The 17,830-nt window shown below is 70.9% G+C and carries 18 protein-coding genes and 1 tRNA gene; 9 read left to right on the top strand and 10 right to left on the bottom strand.

The features are described from left to right. Nucleotides 1–157: 157 nt before the first annotated feature. Nucleotides 158–946, bottom strand: a complete 789-nt coding sequence (locus tag H516_RS0115235; RefSeq protein ID WP_022890573.1) for an ABC transporter ATP-binding protein — start codon at nucleotides 944–946, stop codon at nucleotides 158–160. Continuing rightward, nucleotides 946–1,758 (bottom strand): ABC transporter permease, encoded by an 813-nt coding sequence (locus tag H516_RS0115230; RefSeq protein ID WP_051138855.1) that lies wholly within the window; start codon nucleotides 1,756–1,758, stop codon nucleotides 946–948. Before H516_RS0115230 ends, H516_RS0115235 begins: the two co-directional genes overlap by 1 nt. Before the next feature lie 92 nt (nucleotides 1,759–1,850). On the opposite strand from H516_RS0115230, the gene H516_RS0115225 reads away from it, so the two are divergent. Continuing rightward, nucleotides 1,851–2,390: an ECF transporter S component gene (locus tag H516_RS0115225; RefSeq protein ID WP_022890571.1), complete on the top strand. Its 540-nt coding sequence runs from the start codon at nucleotides 1,851–1,853 to the stop codon at nucleotides 2,388–2,390. 87 nt (nucleotides 2,391–2,477) lie between these two features. Here the strand turns inward: H516_RS0115225 and H516_RS0115220 are convergent, their stop codons facing one another. Next, a complete protein-coding gene (locus H516_RS0115220; protein WP_022890570.1) occupies nucleotides 2,478–3,170 on the bottom strand; it encodes a phosphocholine cytidylyltransferase family protein in 693 nt (230 codons plus the stop codon). A gap of 251 nt (nucleotides 3,171–3,421) precedes the next feature. Here H516_RS0115220 and H516_RS22945 point away from each other — a divergent pair, with 251 nt between their 5' ends. The 3 genes from H516_RS22945 (at nucleotide 3,422) to H516_RS0115205 (ending at nucleotide 7,044) form a co-directional block, all read left to right on the top strand. Beyond that, nucleotides 3,422–5,131, top strand: a complete 1,710-nt coding sequence (locus H516_RS22945; protein WP_022890569.1) for an ABC transporter ATP-binding protein — start codon at nucleotides 3,422–3,424, stop codon at nucleotides 5,129–5,131. Between the two features lie 11 nt (nucleotides 5,132–5,142). Beyond that, nucleotides 5,143–6,681, top strand: a complete 1,539-nt coding sequence (locus H516_RS0115210; RefSeq protein ID WP_033197278.1) for a hypothetical protein — start codon at nucleotides 5,143–5,145, stop codon at nucleotides 6,679–6,681. A gap of 75 nt (nucleotides 6,682–6,756) precedes the next feature. Further along, on the top strand, nucleotides 6,757–7,044 hold the full coding sequence (locus H516_RS0115205) for a DUF3039 domain-containing protein (RefSeq protein WP_022890567.1): 288 nt from the start codon (nucleotides 6,757–6,759) through the stop codon (nucleotides 7,042–7,044). Between the two features lie 190 nt (nucleotides 7,045–7,234). On the opposite strand, the gene H516_RS0115200 is transcribed toward H516_RS0115205, so the two are convergent. After that, complete coding sequence (locus H516_RS0115200) at nucleotides 7,235–8,509, bottom strand: nicotinate phosphoribosyltransferase (RefSeq protein WP_051138863.1); 1,275 nt, start codon at nucleotides 8,507–8,509, stop codon at nucleotides 7,235–7,237. Between the two features lie 127 nt (nucleotides 8,510–8,636). Here H516_RS0115200 and murI point away from each other — a divergent pair, with 127 nt between their 5' ends. The 4 genes from murI (at nucleotide 8,637) to H516_RS0115180 (ending at nucleotide 12,040) form a co-directional block, all read left to right on the top strand. Further along, nucleotides 8,637–9,482, top strand: a complete 846-nt coding sequence (gene murI / locus H516_RS0115195) for a glutamate racemase (RefSeq protein ID WP_026378862.1) — start codon at nucleotides 8,637–8,639, stop codon at nucleotides 9,480–9,482. Next, nucleotides 9,479–10,246, top strand: coding sequence for a ribonuclease PH (gene rph, locus H516_RS0115190; protein ID WP_022890564.1), 768 nt, complete (start codon nucleotides 9,479–9,481; stop codon nucleotides 10,244–10,246). The genes murI and rph overlap by 4 nt, the downstream gene beginning before the upstream one ends. A gap of 2 nt (nucleotides 10,247–10,248) precedes the next feature. Then, nucleotides 10,249–10,923 carry an RdgB/HAM1 family non-canonical purine NTP pyrophosphatase gene (gene rdgB / locus H516_RS0115185; protein ID WP_026378861.1) on the top strand — a complete coding sequence of 225 codons (675 nt, stop codon included), beginning with the start codon at nucleotides 10,249–10,251 and terminating at the stop codon, nucleotides 10,921–10,923. 190 nt (nucleotides 10,924–11,113) lie between these two features. Next, the gene (locus H516_RS0115180) at nucleotides 11,114–12,040 is read left to right on the top strand and encodes a cation diffusion facilitator family transporter (protein WP_022890562.1); all 927 of its coding nucleotides are present in this window, start codon (nucleotides 11,114–11,116) and stop codon (nucleotides 12,038–12,040) included. Nucleotides 12,041–12,170: 130 nt separating this feature from the next. On the opposite strand, the gene H516_RS0115175 is transcribed toward H516_RS0115180, so the two are convergent. Then, on the bottom strand, nucleotides 12,171–12,935 hold the full coding sequence (locus H516_RS0115175) for a DedA family protein (protein WP_022890561.1): 765 nt from the start codon (nucleotides 12,933–12,935) through the stop codon (nucleotides 12,171–12,173). A gap of 180 nt (nucleotides 12,936–13,115) precedes the next feature. Then, a complete protein-coding gene (locus H516_RS0115170) occupies nucleotides 13,116–13,802 on the bottom strand; it encodes a biliverdin-producing heme oxygenase (RefSeq protein WP_026378860.1) in 687 nt (228 codons plus the stop codon). 103 nt (nucleotides 13,803–13,905) lie between these two features. Here H516_RS0115170 and H516_RS0115165 point away from each other — a divergent pair, with 103 nt between their 5' ends. Beyond that, complete coding sequence (locus tag H516_RS0115165; RefSeq protein ID WP_022890560.1) at nucleotides 13,906–14,772, top strand: LLM class flavin-dependent oxidoreductase; 867 nt, start codon at nucleotides 13,906–13,908, stop codon at nucleotides 14,770–14,772. A 57-nt stretch (nucleotides 14,773–14,829) separates the two neighbouring features. On the opposite strand, the gene H516_RS0115160 is transcribed toward H516_RS0115165, so the two are convergent. The 4 genes from H516_RS0115160 to H516_RS0115145 all read right to left on the bottom strand — a co-directional run bounded on the left by H516_RS0115160 (nucleotide 14,830) and on the right by H516_RS0115145 (nucleotide 17,792). Continuing rightward, nucleotides 14,830–14,911 (bottom strand) — tRNA-Leu (locus tag H516_RS0115160). Nucleotides 14,912–14,926: 15 nt separating this feature from the next. After that, nucleotides 14,927–16,318: an acyltransferase family protein gene (locus H516_RS0115155; RefSeq protein ID WP_022890559.1), complete on the bottom strand. Its 1,392-nt coding sequence runs from the start codon at nucleotides 16,316–16,318 to the stop codon at nucleotides 14,927–14,929. A gap of 102 nt (nucleotides 16,319–16,420) precedes the next feature. Next, nucleotides 16,421–17,371 carry a permease prefix domain 1-containing protein gene (locus tag H516_RS0115150; protein ID WP_022890558.1) on the bottom strand — a complete coding sequence of 317 codons (951 nt, stop codon included), beginning with the start codon at nucleotides 17,369–17,371 and terminating at the stop codon, nucleotides 16,421–16,423. A gap of 31 nt (nucleotides 17,372–17,402) precedes the next feature. Then, nucleotides 17,403–17,792, bottom strand: coding sequence for a PadR family transcriptional regulator (locus H516_RS0115145; protein WP_022890557.1), 390 nt, complete (start codon nucleotides 17,790–17,792; stop codon nucleotides 17,403–17,405). Nucleotides 17,793–17,830 lie beyond the last annotated feature (38 nt).

Genomic DNA, 17,830 nt, shown 5'->3' with positions numbered 1-17,830 from the left:
CCCCGCCGTATGCATCGGTTTTCGGCGACTCGACGGGTGTAGGGGCGGCGGCAGCCCCAGCGCGCGGCGGCAGCCCGGGGGGCGGAGGCAGCGCGCGGCGGCAGCCCCAGCGCGCGGCGGCAGCCCGGGCGCGGCGCGGCGGCGCGGCGGCGCCCGGCTACTTCTTCGCGGTGTCGTAGTCGCGGTTGTACCGCGCGAGCACCTCGTCGATCGGGCCGTCGAGCGCGAGGGCGCCCTTGTCGAGGTAGAGGCCGCGCGTGCAGAATCGGCGCAGGTCGCGCTCGTTGTGCGAGACGAAGAAGAGCGTGCGCCCACCGGCGAGCAACTCGTCGATGCGCTCGTAGCACTTCTCTCGGAAGGCCTTGTCGCCGACGGCCAGCACTTCGTCGACAAGCATGATCGGCTCCTCGAGCTGCGAGATCACGGCGAACGCGATGCGCACCTTCATGCCGCTCGAGAGGTGCTTGTACGGAGTGTCGAGGAAGTCGCCGATCTCGGCGAAGCCGATGATCTCGTCGAACCGGGCGTCGATCTGCGTGCGCGACATGCCGTGCAGCCCGGCCGTGAGGTAGACGTTGTCGCGCACCGAGAGGTCGTCGACGAAGCCGCCCGTGATCTCGATCAGGGGCGCCACGCCGCCGCCGACGGTGACCGAGCCCTCATCGGGCAGCATGACCCCGGCGACGAGCTTCAGCAGCGTCGACTTTCCCTGGCCGTTGCGGCCCACCACGCCGATCGCCTCGCCTTGGCGCACGTCGAACGAGACGTCGCGCAGCGCCCAGAATTCGCCGGGCCGGGTGCGGCGGCGGCGGCCGGCGAGCAGGTCCTTGAAGGAACGACGGCCGCGGCGGTTGCGTCGGAAGCGCACGCCGAGCCCGTCGACACGGATGTCGAACGGTTCGGCGCCGCCCCGGGCGACGTCATCGCGAACGGATGCCTCGGTCATCAGATCTCCTTCAGCACCTGTCGCTCGGAGAGACGGAACACCCAGAGACCGACGGCGAGGAACGCGAGCGACATCACCGCCGCGACCGCCACCTCGAACCAGATGAGCTGTTCGGGGAAGAACGCGGCGCGGTAGAGCGAGAAGATGCCCGACAGCGGGTTGAAGGCCGCCCAGAACTGCATGCCCTCGGGCAGATCGGTCGTGGAGTAGATGATCGGTGTCGCGTAGAAGAGGAAGCGGAGGACGAGTTTCACCGCGCGCTCGAGGTCGCGGAAGAACACGACGAGCGGGGCCACGATGAGGCAGACGCCGGCGGTGAGCACCGCCTGAAGCAGCACGGCGAGCGGGAAGTACACCACCTTCCAGCTGAGTTCGGCCTGGAACACGATCGCGAAGAGCGCGAGCACGGGCAGCGCGAAGACGAACTCGATGCCCTTCGAGAGCACGATGCGGTTCACCCAGATCGTGCGGGGGATCATCGTCGAGCGCACGAGCTTCGCGTCCTTCAGGAACGCCCGGGTCGAGTCCGAGACGGCGCCGTTGAACCACATCCACGGCAGGAGCGCGGTGAGCAGGAAGACGATGTATGGCACCTGGCCGACGGTGCGCTCGAACACCTGGGTGAAGACGAACCAGTAGATGCCCGCCATGACGAGCGGGTCGAGCACCGACCAGATGTACCCGAGCGCCGAGGTCGAGTAGCGAACCTTGAGGTCGCGGGTGGTGAGCAGCCACAGCGCATGCCGATATCTCGCGAACGGCGTCCGCTGCAGCGGATGCGCGTCTCGGTACGACACCGGAGCTGAGCTCATCACGTCTCTCATCGTAGATGGCCTGCCGGGGTAGATTTGATGCAGACGGGTGGCGACGTGCCGAGCCCGACCCGAAAGGAGCCGAGCGCCCCGTGCACCGCACCAGCACCCGCGTCATTCTCAGCTGCGCCGCGATCGGTGTCGGCGGCGGCCTCGTCGCCGCCGGTTCCGGGTACTTCGCCGGACTCATCGCCGGCATCGCGCCGATGCTCTACGGCATCACGATCGGCACCCACTTCCTGCCGAGCGCGGTCGCGCTGGCGCTTCTGAAGCGACCCGGCGTCGGCATTCTCACCGGCTTCATCGCGGGCCTCGTCGGCGCGGCCTTCGCCCCCCACTGGATCCTTCGCTTCCTCGGCACCGGCCTCCTCGTCGGCGCGCTGCTCGAGCTGCCCTTCTTCCTCACCCGCTACAAGAACTGGTCGCCGTGGCTCTATTACGTGGCCGCGGGCGGGTCGGGCATCGTGCTCGCCGCAGGCACCTTCATCGCGCTCGGCCCCGAGCATTACGCACCGTGGTTCTGGGTGCTCTACCTCGCCATGTTCGCGCTCAGCCCCGTGCTGTTCACCTGGCTGGGCCGGGTCATCGCCGCCTCGCTGGCGCGGGCGGGCGTCGCGCGCACCCTGCGTTGAGGGTTCGCCCGCCGCGGTGCGGCCGGGTATGACGAAGGGCGGATGCCGCAGCATCCGCCCTTCGTCTCTTGCGCTGTGCAGTGCAGGTCACACGAAGTGGTTCGCACGCTCCAGGTCTTCGGCGAAGTCGATCTCGACCGCGTAGAGGTCGGAGACGTCCATCGGCTCGACGAGGAGGCCGTTCCGCTCGATCGCGAGTTCGAGGCCGCGCTCGAAGTAGTCCTGGTCGCCGACGCGCTGCAGGTGCGCGAGGAACGTCGCCTTGTCGCGGCCGGAGATGTAGTTGATGCCGACGGCCTCGCCGAGACCGCCCTTGACGGTCTTCGAGAGCTCCTTGATATAGCCCTCGGCGCTCGTCGTGTACTTCACCTCTTCGTCGGAGACCTTCGCCGTGTTCACCGTGACGAACGACTGGTCGCGTGCGATGAAGGGGAGCGCACGGTCGAGGATGGCTGGGTCGAAGACGACGTCGCCGTTCATCCACAGCACGCCGCCCGACTGCGAGGCGGCGAGCGCCCGCATGAGCGACTTGGAGGTGTTCGTCTGGTCGTACTCCTCGTTGTAGACGAACGACGCCTGCGGGAACGCCTCGATGATGTGCTCGAGCTTGTAGCCGACGACGATCGTCACGTCGGCGTGCGCGCCGAACGCGTGCTCGACGTTGTCGAACTGCTGGCGCATGATGGTGCGGCCGTCGCTGAGCTCGGTCAGGGGCTTGGGGAGGGAACGCCCGAGCCGGCTTCCCATGCCGGCCGCGAGAATCACGATCTGGGTGGTCACTGCATCTCCTTCGGTGGGTCGGATGCCCCCACCGGGCGGGCTCGTTCTGCGGAGTTCGCCCGGAGTTCATCCGGAAGTTCACATGTGGACACGCCGTTATGCCGCAACCCAGCGTATCCGGGGGCCCTCCCGCGTCGCCATTCGGGGGCGCCGGTCGTAGTGGGATCGTGACATGACGCACAGGCAATCCACAGTCAGAGGATCGCGCTCCCGAGGCGCGCTCGGCGGGCGGTCGTTGGTAGGTTGGCTGGGTGACTTCCGTTTCGCGCTCCGATCACGACGACGAAGCTGCCGAAGGCACCGGTGCGGGGGCGCCTCGAAAGAGCGGAACCGCGCCGGCCGCGTCGGGCAGCGCGGCCTCGGGCGCCCGCAAGAGCGCCGCGAAATCCGCCGCCAAGACCATGACGCCCGCCGAGCGGGCTGCCGCCCGCTCGGCCGCCGCGAAGAAGGCCGCCGCGACCCGCCGGGCGAACAAGGCCGCCGCGGCCGAAGCCGCCGAGCAGGGTGCCGTCGCCGAGACGATCGACTCGAAGCGCACCGGCGCGTCGAACGCCGCCTCCTCCGCCGCGCGAACCGCGCGCGGGGCCGGAGCGAAGTCCGCCCGCACCGCACGTGATTCCTCCGCGAAGAGCGCCGCGAGCACCCCTGGCGACCGCAGCCGCGCGACCGCCGCGGCCAGCGCACAACGTCAGGCGCAGCAGCGGGTCGCGGCGTCGGTCACGACCGAGACCACCGCCGCCGAACGGGCCCCGCGAAAGCCGGCCGACCACACGATTCCCGCGGCGGCGAGCGAGCCGCCCGTCGTCGCCGAGCGGCACGAGCCCGACCGCGACGAGATCGACGAGACAACGACCGAACGGCGCACCCCGGTGGCCGAGGTCCGCGCCGCCGCGGCGGCCGTCGCGGCGGGTGAGGTCTCGACCGTGGCGGTCGCGCCCGAGGCCGAGACGGTCGAGCCCGAACCGGTCGCGGCGGCGGTGGCGAAGCCCGAGACGGTCGTACCGGTGCCGGTCGCCGAGCCCGAGCCCGAGCCCGAGCCCGCGCCCGCCGACACGCCGACGGCCGACGAGACGTCGGCATCCGAGGCATCCGCACCGCTCATCGCAGCGCAGTCGGTCGCCGTGATCCCCGCGAAGAAGAACGCGGCTCCCCGCAAGAAGCGCACCCTGCGGGTTGCGCGCCCGGCCCCGGCGGCCGGTACGCCGAACGTGCTCTCGATCACCGGGCTCGTGAAGCGCTTCGGCGAGAACACCGCTGTCGACGGCATCAGCCTCGATGTGCGGGCGGGCTCGTTCTTCGGCATCGTCGGGCCGAACGGCGCGGGCAAGACGACGACGCTCTCGATGATCACGGGGCTCCTCCGGCCCGACGCGGGCACCGTCCGCATCCACGACATCGACGCGTGGGCCGACCCGCACGCCGCGAAGCGCGCGACCGGCGTGCTGCCCGACCGGCTGCGGCTGTTCGACCGGCTGACCGGCGCGCAGCTGCTCTACTACTCGGGCGTGCTGCGCGGTCTCGACAACCGCACCGTGCGCGAACGCAGCGCCGACCTCATCTCGGCCTTCGGCCTCGACGACGCCGTCGACCGGCTCGTCGCCGACTACTCGGCCGGCATGACCAAGAAGATCGCGCTCGCGTGCGCGATGATCCACTCCCCGCGCCTGCTGGTGCTCGACGAGCCGTTCGAATCCGTCGACCCGGTGTCGGCGGCGAATCTCACCGAGATCCTCGAGCGCTACGTCGCCGGCGGCGGCACGGTCGTGCTGTCGAGCCACGGCATGGACCTGATCGAGCGCGTCTGCGACTCGGCCGCGATCATCGTCTCGGGCCGGGTGCTCGCGGCGGGCACGCTCGACGAGGTACGTGCGGGCCACACCCTCGAAGACCGATTCGTCGAGCTCGCGGGCGGGCGCAAGGCAGCGGAAGGCATGGAATGGTTGCACAGTTTCTCAGACTGAAACTGCGCCTGATGGCGAACATCTTCCGCCGCAGCACCTGGCAAGTGGTCGGCATCGTGCTCGGCCTCGTCTACGGTCTGGGCCTCGCGCTGCTGCTCTTCCTCTCCCTCGTGGGGCTGCGACTCGTGGAGGACGTGGCGGTGATCCGCGATGTGCTCGTGGTCGCCGGTGCTGCGACCGTCGTCGGCTTCATCGTGTTCCCGCTCGTCTTCGGCACCGAAGACACCATGGACCCGCGCCGCTTCGCCTTCTTCGGCCTGCCAGACCGCACCTTGGCCCTCGGGCTCGCGGTCGCGGGGCTCATCGGCATTCCCGCCCTCGTGCTCGCGATCGTGCTGCTCGGCACCGTCGTCACGTGGTCACGCGGCGTCGCGGAGACGCTCCTGGCGCTCATCTCCGCTGCGCTCGCGTTCGCGACCTGCCTGCTGCTCGCGCGCGTGACGACGGCGCTCGCCTCGTTCCTGCTCTCGACGCGGCGCTCACGCGAACTGATGGGCGTCATCGGGCTGCTGCTCATCGTCATGCTGTCGCCGATCATCGTCGTGCTCGTCACGCTCGACTGGGCGAATTCGGGGCTCGAGATCCTCGGCGTCTTCGGCGACATCCTCGGCTGGACCCCGCTCGGCGCCGCCTTCGCGATTCCTGGCGACGCGGCCGCCGGGGCGTGGGGTCCGGCCATCCTCGAGCTGCTCATCGCCGTCGCCACGCTCGGTCTGATCTGGCTCGCCTGGCAGGCGCTCGTCGCGAAGATGCTCGTCACTCCGGGTCGCGAGGCGTCGGCGAAGAGCTACCGCGGGCTCGGCTGGTTCGACCGGATGCCCCACGGCGCGACCGGTGCGGTCGCGGCGCGCAGCTTCACCTACTGGTTCCGCGACGCGCGCTACTGGGTCTCGATCGTCATGGTGCCGATCGTGCCGGTGCTCGTCATGGTGCCGCTCGGCGTCGCCGGGGTGCCGATGCAGTACCTGGGGCTCATCCCGGTGCCGCTCATGTGCCTGTTCCTCGGCTGGAGCCTCCACAACGACACCGCGTACGACTCGACCGCGATCTGGCTGCACATCACCTCGGGGGTGCGCGGCGCCGCCGACCGGCTCGGGCGGCTCGTGCCGGTGCTCGTCGCCGGCGTGCTCGTGATCGGGCTCGGCAGCGCCGTCACCGTGTTCGTGCTGAACGATTGGCGGCTGCTGCCGTCGCTGCTCGGCGTGAGCACGGCGCTGCTGCTCGCCGGCCTCGGCGTCGGGTCGATCACCTCGGCGCGGTTTCCCTACCCGGCGGTGAAACCCGGCGACAGCCCGTTCCAGCAACCGCAGTCGACGGGCGGCATCACCGCGCTCGTGCAGTCGCTCACGATGCTCGCTTCGGTGCTCGTCGCAGCGCCGGCGGTGTTCTTCGCCGCGCTCGGCATCCTCGTCGACCCCGGCTGGCACGCGGCCGCCTTCGCCGCGGGGGTCGGCCTGGGGCTGCTGGTGCTCGCCCTCGGCGTCTGGTTCGGCGGGCGCGTGTTCGACGTCCGCGGGCCCGAGATGATCGCGGCGGCGATCCGCGCCTGAGCCGATCGCCGATGCCGGGTGCTTCCGGCCGATCGGCCGGACGACGCGACGGGATCGACGCGTAGAATCGAGCGCATGATCCACACCGTGCGCGCCAGCATCGCCGACCCCGGTCAGCCGGGTGGCGGCACCGACGTCCTCGACCGCGAACTCGAGAAGCTCCTCAACGAGGAGGCCATCGAGCCGGGTGATCACGAGCGCTTCTCGCACTACGTGCAGAAGGACAAGATCCTCGAATCGGCGATCACGGGCAAACCGGTGAAGGCGCTCTGCGGCAAGAAGTGGACCCCGGGGCGCGACCCCGAGAAGTTCCCGGTCTGCCCGAGCTGCAAAGAGATCTACGAGCGGATGAAGTCGGCCTAGCCCGCGCCCGGGCGCCCGCTGGTTGGTCGCCCCGCGTTCGTCGCCGGGCCGTGCAGAATTCAGGATGCCTCGTGCGGCGCGCCGCACGAGGCATCCGTTCGCTCGGCGTGGCGCGCCGAATCTCCTGCGTTCTGCACGCCGGCACAGCAAAGCCGAGCGATGCGACGCGACCGAGTGGCCGACCGGCCGCTCAGCGGTACGTCGTCGGGATCACCGGCTCGCCGCGGCCGAGCCGGAACGCCTCGATCGGCAGCTCCTGCATGACCTCGGCGCGGTGCGCGCGGGCGGCGGTCGTGCCTGCGGCGCCGAGGAACGCGGGGTCGACCTCGCCCTTCGCGACGAGCTGCACCATCAGCGGTCGCAGCCGGTCGCCCGCGTCGAACTCGGCCTCGCCGTCGGGGCCGTCGCCCACGAACACGAGCTCCTCGCGGGCGGTTCGGGTCGAGTCGAGGCGCCGCGCCGCGTTCTTGCGGCCGCCGACACTGGCCTTCTGGGTCGAGGCCTTCGCGACGGGAATCCAGTCGCCGGCGTCGTCGCGCCGGGCGACGAGCTTGTAGACCATGCCCGCCGCGGGGAACCCGGACCCGGTGACGACCGCGGTGCCGACGCCGTACGCGTCGACCGGCGCGCCCGAGAGGCCCGCGATCGTGAACTCGTCGAGGTCGCTCGTGACGGTGATGCGGGTGTCGACCGCACCGAGCGAGTCGAGCTGTTCTCGCACCGCGGCGACCACGGTGGGCAGGTCGCCCGAGTCGATGCGCACGGCGCCGAGCTCGGGCCCGGCGACCTTGACCGCGAGTTCGACGCCGCGGGTGATGTCGTAGGTGTCGACGAGCAGGGTGGACTTCGGCCCGAATGCCGTGACCTGGGCGCGGAACGCGTCTTCTTCGCTGTCGTGCAGCAGGGTGAAGGCGTGGGCGGCGGTACCCATCGTCGGGATGCCCCAGGTGCGGCCCGCCTCGAGGTTCGAGGTCGCATCGAATCCGGCGATGTAGGCCGCCCGGGCGGCGGCGACCGCCGCGCGCTCGCTCGTGCGGCGCGAGCCCATCTCGGCGATGGGGCGGCCGAGCGCCACCGAGACCATGCGTGCGGCGGCGCTCGCCACCGAGGAGTCGTAGTTGAGGGTCGAGAGCACGACCGTCTCGAGCATGACCGCCTCGGCGAAGCTCGCCTGGATGGTGAGCAGCGGCGAGCCAGGGAAGTACGCCTCGCCCTCGCGGTAGCCCCAGATGTCTCCCGTGAAGCGGTAGTCGGCGAGCCAGTCGATCGTCGCGGGGCGCACCACCTCGTGCTCGCGCAGCCACTCGAGCTCGGCGTCGTCGAAGCGGAACCGCTGCACGAGTTCGAGGAGGCGCCCTGTGCCGGCGACGACGCCGTAGCGGCGGCCGTCGGGCAGGCGCCTCGCAAAGGCCTCGAAGAGGCTCTCGCGGTGGGCGGTGCCGTCGAGCAGGGCGGCATCGACCATCGTGAGTTCGTAACGGTCGGTGAAGAGGGCAGCTGAGCCGGTCACGGAGTCGAGCCTACTGGGGCACGTGGTCGACCCCGTGGCATCCCGCCACCGCGTGCCGTCGACTCGCCTAAGCTTGAACCTCGTGACGGATGCACCGATCGGAATCTTCGACTCGGGGGTCGGTGGACTCACCGTCGCCCGTGCCGTCAAAGACCAGCTGCCGAACGAGTCGATCCTCTACATCGGCGATCTGGAGCACTCCCCGTACGGGCCGAAGAAGATCGCCGACGTCCGCGGGTATGCCCTCGCGGTGCTCGACGATCTCGTCGCGCAGGGCGTCAAGATGCTCGTGATCGCCTGCAACACCGCCTCCGCGGCGATGCTCCGCGATGCGCGCGAGCGCTACGAGGTGCCTGTGGTCGAGGTGATCCAGCCGGCCGTCCGCCGTGCCGTCGCCGCCACGAAGACCGGCCGGGTGGGCGTGATCGGCACGCAGGGCACCGTCTCGTCGCGCGCCTACGACGACGCCTTCGCCGCGGCCCCGCACCTCGAGCTCTTCTCGCGGGCCTGCCCGCGCTTCGTCGAGTTCGTCGAGGCGGGCGTCACGACCGGCGACGAACTGCTCGCCGTCGCCGAGGAGTACCTCGCACCGCTCCGCCGGGCCGACATCGACACCCTCGTGCTCGGATGCACCCACTACCCGTTCCTCAAGGGCGCCATCTCGTACGTCATGGGCGAGGGCGTCACCCTCGTCTCGAGTGACGTCGAGACCGCGAACGACGTGTACCGCGTGCTCGTCGGCGGCGGCATGGAGCGACGCGCGCCTGTACCCCCGAGCTACCGCTACGAGGCGACGGGCCGCTCGACGAGCGCCTTCCTCGACCTCGCCCACCGACTCATCGCCCCCGAGATCCCGAGCGTCGAGCTCGTGCAGACGGGAGCGGTCGCCATCCCCGACCGAGAACAGCTTCGACAGGAGAACCTATGACCGAGGCATCCGCCCCCGCGATCGTCCGTGCCGACGGCCGCACCCCCGACCAGCTGCGCGAGGTGACCATCGAACGCGGCTGGAGCGCCCACGCCGAAGGCAGCGCGCTCATCTCGTTCGGGGGCACGAAGGTGCTCTGCACGGCGAGCTTCACGAACGGCGTGCCGCGCTGGCTGAGCGGCAAGGGCAAGGGCTGGGTCACCGCCGAGTACGCGATGCTCCCGCGCGCGACGAACACGCGCAACGACCGTGAGAGCGTGAAGGGCCGTATCGGCGGTCGCACCCACGAGATCAGCCGCCTCATCGGCCGCAGCCTCCGCGCGGTGGTCGACATGAAGGCGCTCGGCGAGAACACCCTCCAGATCGACTGCGACGTGCTTCAGGCCGACGGCGGCACTCGCACGGCGGCGATCACCGGCGCGTACGTCGCCATGGCCGACGCGATCGAGTGGGCCCGCGGCAAGAAGTTCATCGGCCAGAAGGCCACCCCGCTCATCGACACCGTCTCCGCGGTCTCGGTCGGCATCATCGACGGCACGCCGATGCTCGATCTCGCCTATACCGAGGACGTGCGTGCCGAGACCGACATGAACGTCGTCGCCACGGGCCGCGGCCTCTTCGTCGAGGTGCAGGGCACCGCCGAGGGCGCCCCGTTCGATCGGCGCGAGCTCGACTCGCTGCTCGACCTGGCGCTCGCCGGCACCGCCTCGCTCACCGAGCTGCAGCGGGCCGCGCTCGCGGCGTCGCTCGCGGCGGGGGAGTGAGCGTGGCCGAAGCGGGTTCCGGCGCGCTCGAGGTCGTGCTCGCGACCCACAACGCGCACAAGGTCGCCGAGTTCCAGCGCATTCTGGGCGAGCGGATGCCTGGCATCACCGTGCTGCCCTACGACGGACCATCGCCCGTCGAAGACGGCGCCAGCTTCGCCGAGAACGCGCTCATCAAGGCGCGTGCGGCGGCGGCGCACACCGGGCGCATCGCGCTCGCCGACGACTCGGGCATCGCGGTCGACGTCATGGGCGGGGCGCCCGGCATCTTCTCGGCGCGCTGGGCCGGGCACTCGGCGGGCGACGTCGCGAATGTGAAGCTGCTGCTGGCACAGCTCGGCGACGTGCGCAGGCCGAACCGCGGCGCCGCGTTCCACTGCACGATCGCGGTCGTGGTGCCTGCTGCGCTCACCGGCACGACCGAGGCCGGTGACTCCGCCGTCGACTCGGCCGATGAGGAGTTCGTCGCCGAGGGGCTCTGGCGAGGCACGCTCGCCTACGAGCCTCGCGGATCGCACGGATTCGGCTACGACCCCGTGTTCGAGCCCGAGGGGTACGAGGTCACGGCGGCCGAACTGCTGCCCGAGCAGAAGAACGCGATCAGCCATCGGGCGCGCGCGTTCGAGGCGCTCATCCCCGAGCTCGAGCGGATATCGGGGCGCATCTCGAGTCGGTGAGGGGAGTGATGTCGCACGAATCGCCGCGATACCTCGAGAGTGACGACCATTTGCGCGACATCGCGACATCGCGGCGCGCTGGGGCGCGCAGGCGGGCGTGCGAACCGCCCGCCCGCTGAGAACGCGACTCATTCCTGATTGGGCGGAATCGCCCCGAACGTCCCTCCGCCCGACCTACGCTGGAGGGGACATGGCACACGATCACTCCCACGACCACGCGGCGACCGCGAACCGCACCCGACTCTGGATCGCGATCGCGATCATCGGCGCGTTCGTCGTGGTGCAGGTCGTCGGCGGGCTCGTGAGCGGTTCGCTCGCCCTGCTCGCCGACGCCGGGCACATGACGAGCGACCTCATCGGGCTCGTCGTCGCGCTCGTCGCGGCGTTCGTCGCGGCGCGGCCGGCGACCGACCGCCAGACATACGGGTTCCGTCGTGCCGAGGTGTTCGGGGCGCTCATCAACGGGGTCATCCTGATCGTCGTCGCAGTGAGCGTGACGATCAGTGCGATCGGGCGGCTCGTGACCGGTGCAGAGGGCGAGGCGCACGAGGTGCAGGGCGGCCTGATGCTCGTCGTCGCGGTCGTGGGGCTCGCCGCGAACGTCGCCGCGATGCTCGTGCTGCGCGGCGGCGCGAAGGACTCGATCAACCTGCGCGGCGCCTACCTCGAGGTGCTCGGCGACACGATCGGCTCGGCGCTCGTGATCGTCGCCGCGATCGTCATCCTCCTGACCGGGTGGAGCGCGGCCGACCCGATCGCCTCGCTCGGCATCGCCGTGCTCATCGTGCCCCGCGCGCTGTCACTGCTGCGCGACGTCGTGCGGGTGCTCAGCGAGGGCGCGCCCGCCGAGACGGATGTCGCGGAGATCCGCGAGCACATCCAGCGCACGCCCGGCGTGGTCGCCGTGCACGATGTGCACGTGTGGCAGATCACCTCGGGACAGCCGGTGTTCACGGCGCACGTCGAGGTCGAGCCCGAGGTCTTCGAGACGGGGCGCACGGGGGTGCTCCTCGACGAGCTCGGCGAATGCCTCAGCGAACACTTCGACGTCGCGCACTCGACGATCCAGCTCGAGCCCGGGGGTCGCGCCGAGCAGGAGCAGGGCTCGCACTGTTGACGGCTCGCGTCACCGAACCGCGATGGCGCGTCAGGGCGACGGCACGATCCGCCGACGAGCGCACGGCTCGAGCACGAGAAGAGCCCCGTGCCGCACGCGGCGGCCCGGGGCATCCTCGAACTCTCGACGGTCAGTTCTCGTCGTGCTTGGGGCCGCGCTCGAAGACGTCGGCGTCGAGCACGAGCTCGGCGGCCTCGTCTTCGTCGGTGACGACGTCGTCACCGACGGCGGCGGCCTTCTTCGCCTTGTGGCGCTCGCTGAGGTAGTGCCAGAGGGTGATGAGCGCCGTGCCGCCGACGGCGGCGAGGAGGATCAGGTCGATGTACTCCTTCACCAGGTCGGCGATGAAGGGGATGAACCCGATCGCGTAGCCGAACATCGTCAGGCCGAAGCCCCAGAGCACGGCGCCGATGAAGTTGTACAGGGTGTACTTGCCCTTGGGCATGTGCCCGACGCCCGCCGCGACCGGCGCGAAGGTGCGCACGATCGGCACGAAGCGGGCGAGGATGATCGTGAGCCCGCCGAAGCGTTCGAAGAAGGCGTTCGTGCGTTCGACGTTCTTGACGCTGAACAGCCCCGACTCCTTCCGTTCGAAGATCGCCGGGCCTGCCTTGTGGCCGATGTAGTAGCCGACTTCACCGCCGAGGAATGCGGCGAGGCCGATGAGCAGCGCCACCCACCACACGCTGATGCCGAAGACGCCGTCGGGCGATCCGGGCAGCGGGTGCGAGAGCAGCCCCGAGATCACGAGCAGGGTGTCGCCCGGCAGCAGGAAGCCGACGAGCAGGCCCGTCTCGGCGAAGACGATGCCGCACACGACCAGCAGCGCCCATGGACCGGCCCCGGCGATGATCGTCTCGGGGTCGAGCCAGGGGATGAGTGCGGTGTGGACCATGTGCGGTGGCTCCAGTCGTCGGACCCGGCACCATGCCTCAGGGCACGGCGTGGTCGGCAGGCGGCGGGGTTTCGTTGCAGTTTACCGAGCGCTCGCTGAGCGCGGCATCCGACTGCAGGATGACGCTCGCCTCACTCTGCGGAGTGATCGCCGCCGCCCGCGACGGGTCTCGACGCGAGCTCAGGCGGCGAGCGCGTCGAAGATCGCGCCGTTCAGGCGGAACGAGTTGCGCACCTCGTCGATGAGCGCGTCGACCTGTGCGGGCTCGAGCGCGAGGGCGTTCATCGCCTCGCGGTAGCCGCGCTTGTAGCGCACGACGCCCTCGTCGGCGGCGAGGTCGAAGCGGTAGAAGGCGAGCTGCTCGGGCGTCGCGCCGTAGTGGCGGGCCACGAGGCGGGCGATCGCCTGGCCGCCCGAGAGGTCGCCGAGGTAGCGCGTGTAGTGGTGCGCGAGGTAGCGCACGTCGTCGTCGGCGACGGCGCGGAGGTGCGCGGCGTACTCGGCGGTGGCGGGCAGTGCCGGGTGGGTCTCGCGCCAATCGGCGGCGCCGAGCGCCGCGAGGTCGGACTCGACAGCCGCCATGCGGGCGAGCGCGGGATCGAAGACGGCGGGGTCGCCGTGGCGGATGCCACGGGCTTCGAGCGCCTCGTAGACCCAGGCGAACTGCGCGAGGTAGCGCGTGTAGTCGTCGAGCGTCAGCTCGCCGCCCATGAGTTCGGTGATGAAGCCGCGCGACTCGGTGGCGCGGTGATCGTCGGCCGAGGCGGCCCGCACGAGAGCGGCGACGTCGAGCGGTTCGGCCGACTCGGGCGCCTCGGTCCGGACGACGGCGGAACTCGGGACGGCGGTGGTGGAGACGCTCGACATTTCGGCCCTTCGGGTGGAGGAGTTCAGCAGGTAAGGCTTACCTTACCGTGCGCGGCTCGGGATTTCAGCACTCTTGTCGGACGTCCGGCGTAACCTCGCCCGCATGCGCTACGGATTCATCTACCCGGGCAGCGACCCTGAGGTCGCGGTCGAGCTCGCCGAACTCGCCGAGGAGCAGGGCTGGCACGGCTTCTTCGTCTGGGAGGGCATCTGGGCGACCGACCCGTGGTCGGTGCTCGCCGCGGCGGCCATGCGCACGTCGCAGATCCGTCTCGGCACGATGCTCACCCCGGTGCCGCGTCGCCGCCCGTGGGAGCTCGCCGGCCAGACGATGACCGTCGACCGGCTGTCGGGCGGGCGGGTCACGCTCTCGGTCGGCCTCGGCGTGCCCGAAGACGCCGAAGACCGCTTCTGGATCTTCGAGCACGACCCCGGCCGCCGCGTGCGCGCCGAACTGCTCGACGAATCGCTCGAGCTGCTGCCGAAGCTCTGGCGCGGCGAGCCGTTCGAGCACGAGGGCCCGCACTACACGGTGCGCCGCACCGACACGATGCTGCCGCCACCGCCCGTGCAGCCGCGCATTCCGATCTGGGCGGTCGGGCTCTGGCCGCGGCCGAAGTCGATGCGCCGCGTTGCTCGGCTCGACGGCTGGCTGCCGAACTACGCGCCGCCCGGCGACCACGTGCTTCCCGACGTGCAGGCCGCGCTGTTCACCCCCGAGATCGGTGCCGAGGCGTTCGCGTGGCTTGGCGCCGAGCGCGAGCGCCTGGGCCTCGCCGACGAACCGTTCGACTGGGTGCAGGAGGGCACGACCGCGGGGTTCGACCCGGTCGCCGACGCAGCCGTGGTGCGCCCCTGGGCCGAGGCGGGCGCGACGTGGTGGCTCGACACCGACTGGTCGGTGTCGGCCGATCGCATCGAGCAGTACTCGCGCGAGCGGGTGGCGGCGGGGCCGCCGCGCGTCGAGTGAGCGACCGGCGCCGGCCACGGCTCGGTGGTTCCGGGGGAGTAGCCGCGCAGAACTGAGTGCGGAAGGAGGGACTTGAACCCTCACGCCCGAAGGCACAGGAACCTAAATCCTGCGTGTCTGCCGATTTCACCACTCCCGCGAGTGCCCGAACAGTCTATGCGTGCAGGCCTCCGCGCAGCGCCCCGAGTCGTGGTCGGAGCAGCAGCAGCACCGCGACGAGCAGCGCGGTGCCGACGAGTGCGATCGGCAGGTCGAGGAACCACTGCATCACGAGAAACGGCGGAACGATCGCGAGCACGGCCGCGGCCGCCGTGGCAGTCGGCGACGGCGCGCGGAACCCCTCGGGGATCGCGGTCGACAGCCGCTCGAAGCGCACGAGCAGCGGCGCGATCGCGAACACGATGCCGAGCACGACGATGAGCGCGAGCGGGCGGCTGGCCCACCACCCGGCGCTGCCGGGCTCGGGCGCCGCACCCGGGATGAGGAGCGAGAGCCCTTCGACGATGATGATCACCGGCAGGTGCCAGAGGTAGACGGTCATGGCCCGGCTGCCGACGAGGTACACGACCGCCTGCGCCGGTCGGCGGCGCATGAGCGCGCTGAGCGGGCGGTGCAGTGCGCTCATCAGGCTGAGCTGCGCGATGCCGAGGAGCGCGAGCGGCATCGTCGGCGGGTTGAGATTCACGAGCATGTCGGGGGAGTACCACCCGGCCGCGACGAGCGGCCAGATGACGAGGTACGCGGCCGCGGCGATGCCGACGAGGGTCACGACGCGACGCCGACGGAACCAGCCGTCGGAGTACCAGAAGCCGAGCTGCTGCACGAAGAGCCAGACGAAGAAGAGGTTCGCGAGACCGATCTCGACGACCCCCGTCGTGATGCGCAGCGCGTCGATCGCGACGGCCCCGGCGGCGAGCACCACGAGCGTCGCGCGCGGAGCCCGCTCGTGCAGCTGCGACAGCCACGGCACCGCGCACTGCGCGATGAGGAACGCCGCGAGGAACCAGAGCGGCGAACCCGTACCGGTCGCGATCGTGTCGAGGAGGGTCGGGTCGACGCCGATGAGCGTCGCCGCGCCGAGCACGACCGAGAAGAACACGAAGAGCGGCAGCGCCGGCCCCGCCAGGCGCAGCACCCGTCCGCGCACGAACGCGGTCGCGTCGCCGCCGCGGCGGCGGAGGCTGCGCCATGCGGCGAGGGCGGTGAAGCCGCCGACGGCGAAGAAGAGGGGCATGATCTGCCCGAACCAGGTCGCCGGGGCGAACCACGGCTGCGCCTCGAGCGGACGCGAGACGACGAGCGATCCGTCGGGCGCGTAGCCGACGCCGATCATGAGCAGGTGGATGACGACGACGAGCAGGATGCACGCGACCCTCGCGAGGTCGACCACGAAGTCGCGCGAGGCGAGGGCGGCGGCGCGGGCCGCACCCTGCTCGCCGGTGCGGGAGGTGCTCGCGTCAGCGACGGGCGCCGGTGTGGGGGGCGGCACGGTGGGCGCGGAGGCGGGCTCCGGCGTCGAGGGGGTCGATCGCGGCTCTGCGGTCATCGGTCTCCGGGGGCGGGTGGATCGGGTGAGCCGAGCCTAGCAATTGCGGCGACGCCCCTCCGCGGTGGTGGCGGAGGGGCGCTGGGCGCGTGTCGCGGCGACTCAGCGCGAGGAGCGCGCGGAGCGCGACGTGTCGTGCCCGAAGAGCATGCGCGCGAGCACGAGCATCATGACGATGAACGCGCCGACGATCGGCAACGGCGCCCACCACCAACCCACCGTGAAGCCGAGCACCGGCACGAGCGCGAAGGCGGAGAGCCAGATCACGGCCGAGTAGATGCCGAAGCGGGCGGCGGCGGCCGGGTCCTCCTCGAAGCGGTTGCCCGCTCGGGCGGCGTCGCGCTGCATGGCGACCATCCAGGGCTTGTGCCGGTTGGTCTGGGTGGCGCCGAGCGCGCTGAGCACGGCGATCGCGACGATCACGAGCACTGCGGCGAGCACGAGCCACACGAGGTCGAGCCGCACTGCGACGACGGCCGCGAAACCGAGCCCGGCGACGAGCAGGCCCGTGGCGGTGCCGAAGAGCAGCGCCCTCCCGGTCGGCAGCGGGTAGTTCGTCGTCGTCTCCTGCCGAAGCGCGTCGCCCGTGATCACGCCGATCGCGAGCCCGAGCACCGCGGCGATGACGATGAGCAGGCTCGTGGCGAGCGACAGCAGCGGCGTGAGCCCGAGCACGAGCGTCACGAGGGCGGCCGCCGCGACGATGGCGAGCAGCACGGTGCGCACCACGAAGGCGGGCTTCGGGCGCACCCGGTGACGTTCGGCGAGTTCGGCGGCGGATGCCGCGGGGCGGGCGCCGCGCGGAGACGAGGCCGGCGGCGTGGCATCCGCTGCGTCAGCTTCGCCTTCGCTCTCGCCCGAGGCCGTTGCGGCGAGCTCGCGCACGTCGCCGAGCTCGCCGATCGCGCGGCGGGCCGCCTCGGCGGGGGAGGCGCCGGCGACCTCGAGCTCGGCGACCCGCGAGAGCAGCTTGTCGCGGATCTCTTCTTTCAGGTCTTGTGCCTCGGGGGTGGGATCGATGCCCGCGAAGGCCTCATCGAGGAGGCGGTGCACCTCGGTCGAGTGCGGGGGCTGCGTTCGTTCGTCATCGCAGGGAGCCTTTCGTGTTCGCCGGCGCCGCCTGGGTGCCGAGCAGGGAGTCGATGATGGTTCGGGTGGCCACCCAGCTCGCCACGTTCTGGCGGAAGGCGGCGCGGCCCGCGTCGGTGATGCGGTAGTACTTGCGACGGCCGCCCTGCGACTCATCGCCCCAGTACGCCTCGGCGAGGCCGTCGCGCACGAGCCGTCGGTAGCCGGCGTAGAGGGTCGCCTCTTTGATCTCGTACCCGCCGCCCGTCGCATCGCGGATGTGCTTGTAGATCTCGAAGCCGTAGCTGTCGTGCGCGCGCAGCACGCCCAGCACGATCGTGTCGGTGTGCCCGCGCAGCAGGTCGGCCGCGAAGGCGTCGCCGGATGCCGCTGAATCCTGGATCATGTAAAGTACTATAACAGATAAAGTACCCCATGTGAACA

Source organism: Agromyces italicus DSM 16388 (assembly GCF_000421545.1).
Classification (GTDB): domain Bacteria; phylum Actinomycetota; class Actinomycetes; order Actinomycetales; family Microbacteriaceae; genus Agromyces; species Agromyces italicus.
The sequence above is the reverse complement of the archived record's forward strand: the minus strand, read 5'-3'. Positions and strand labels throughout refer to the sequence as shown.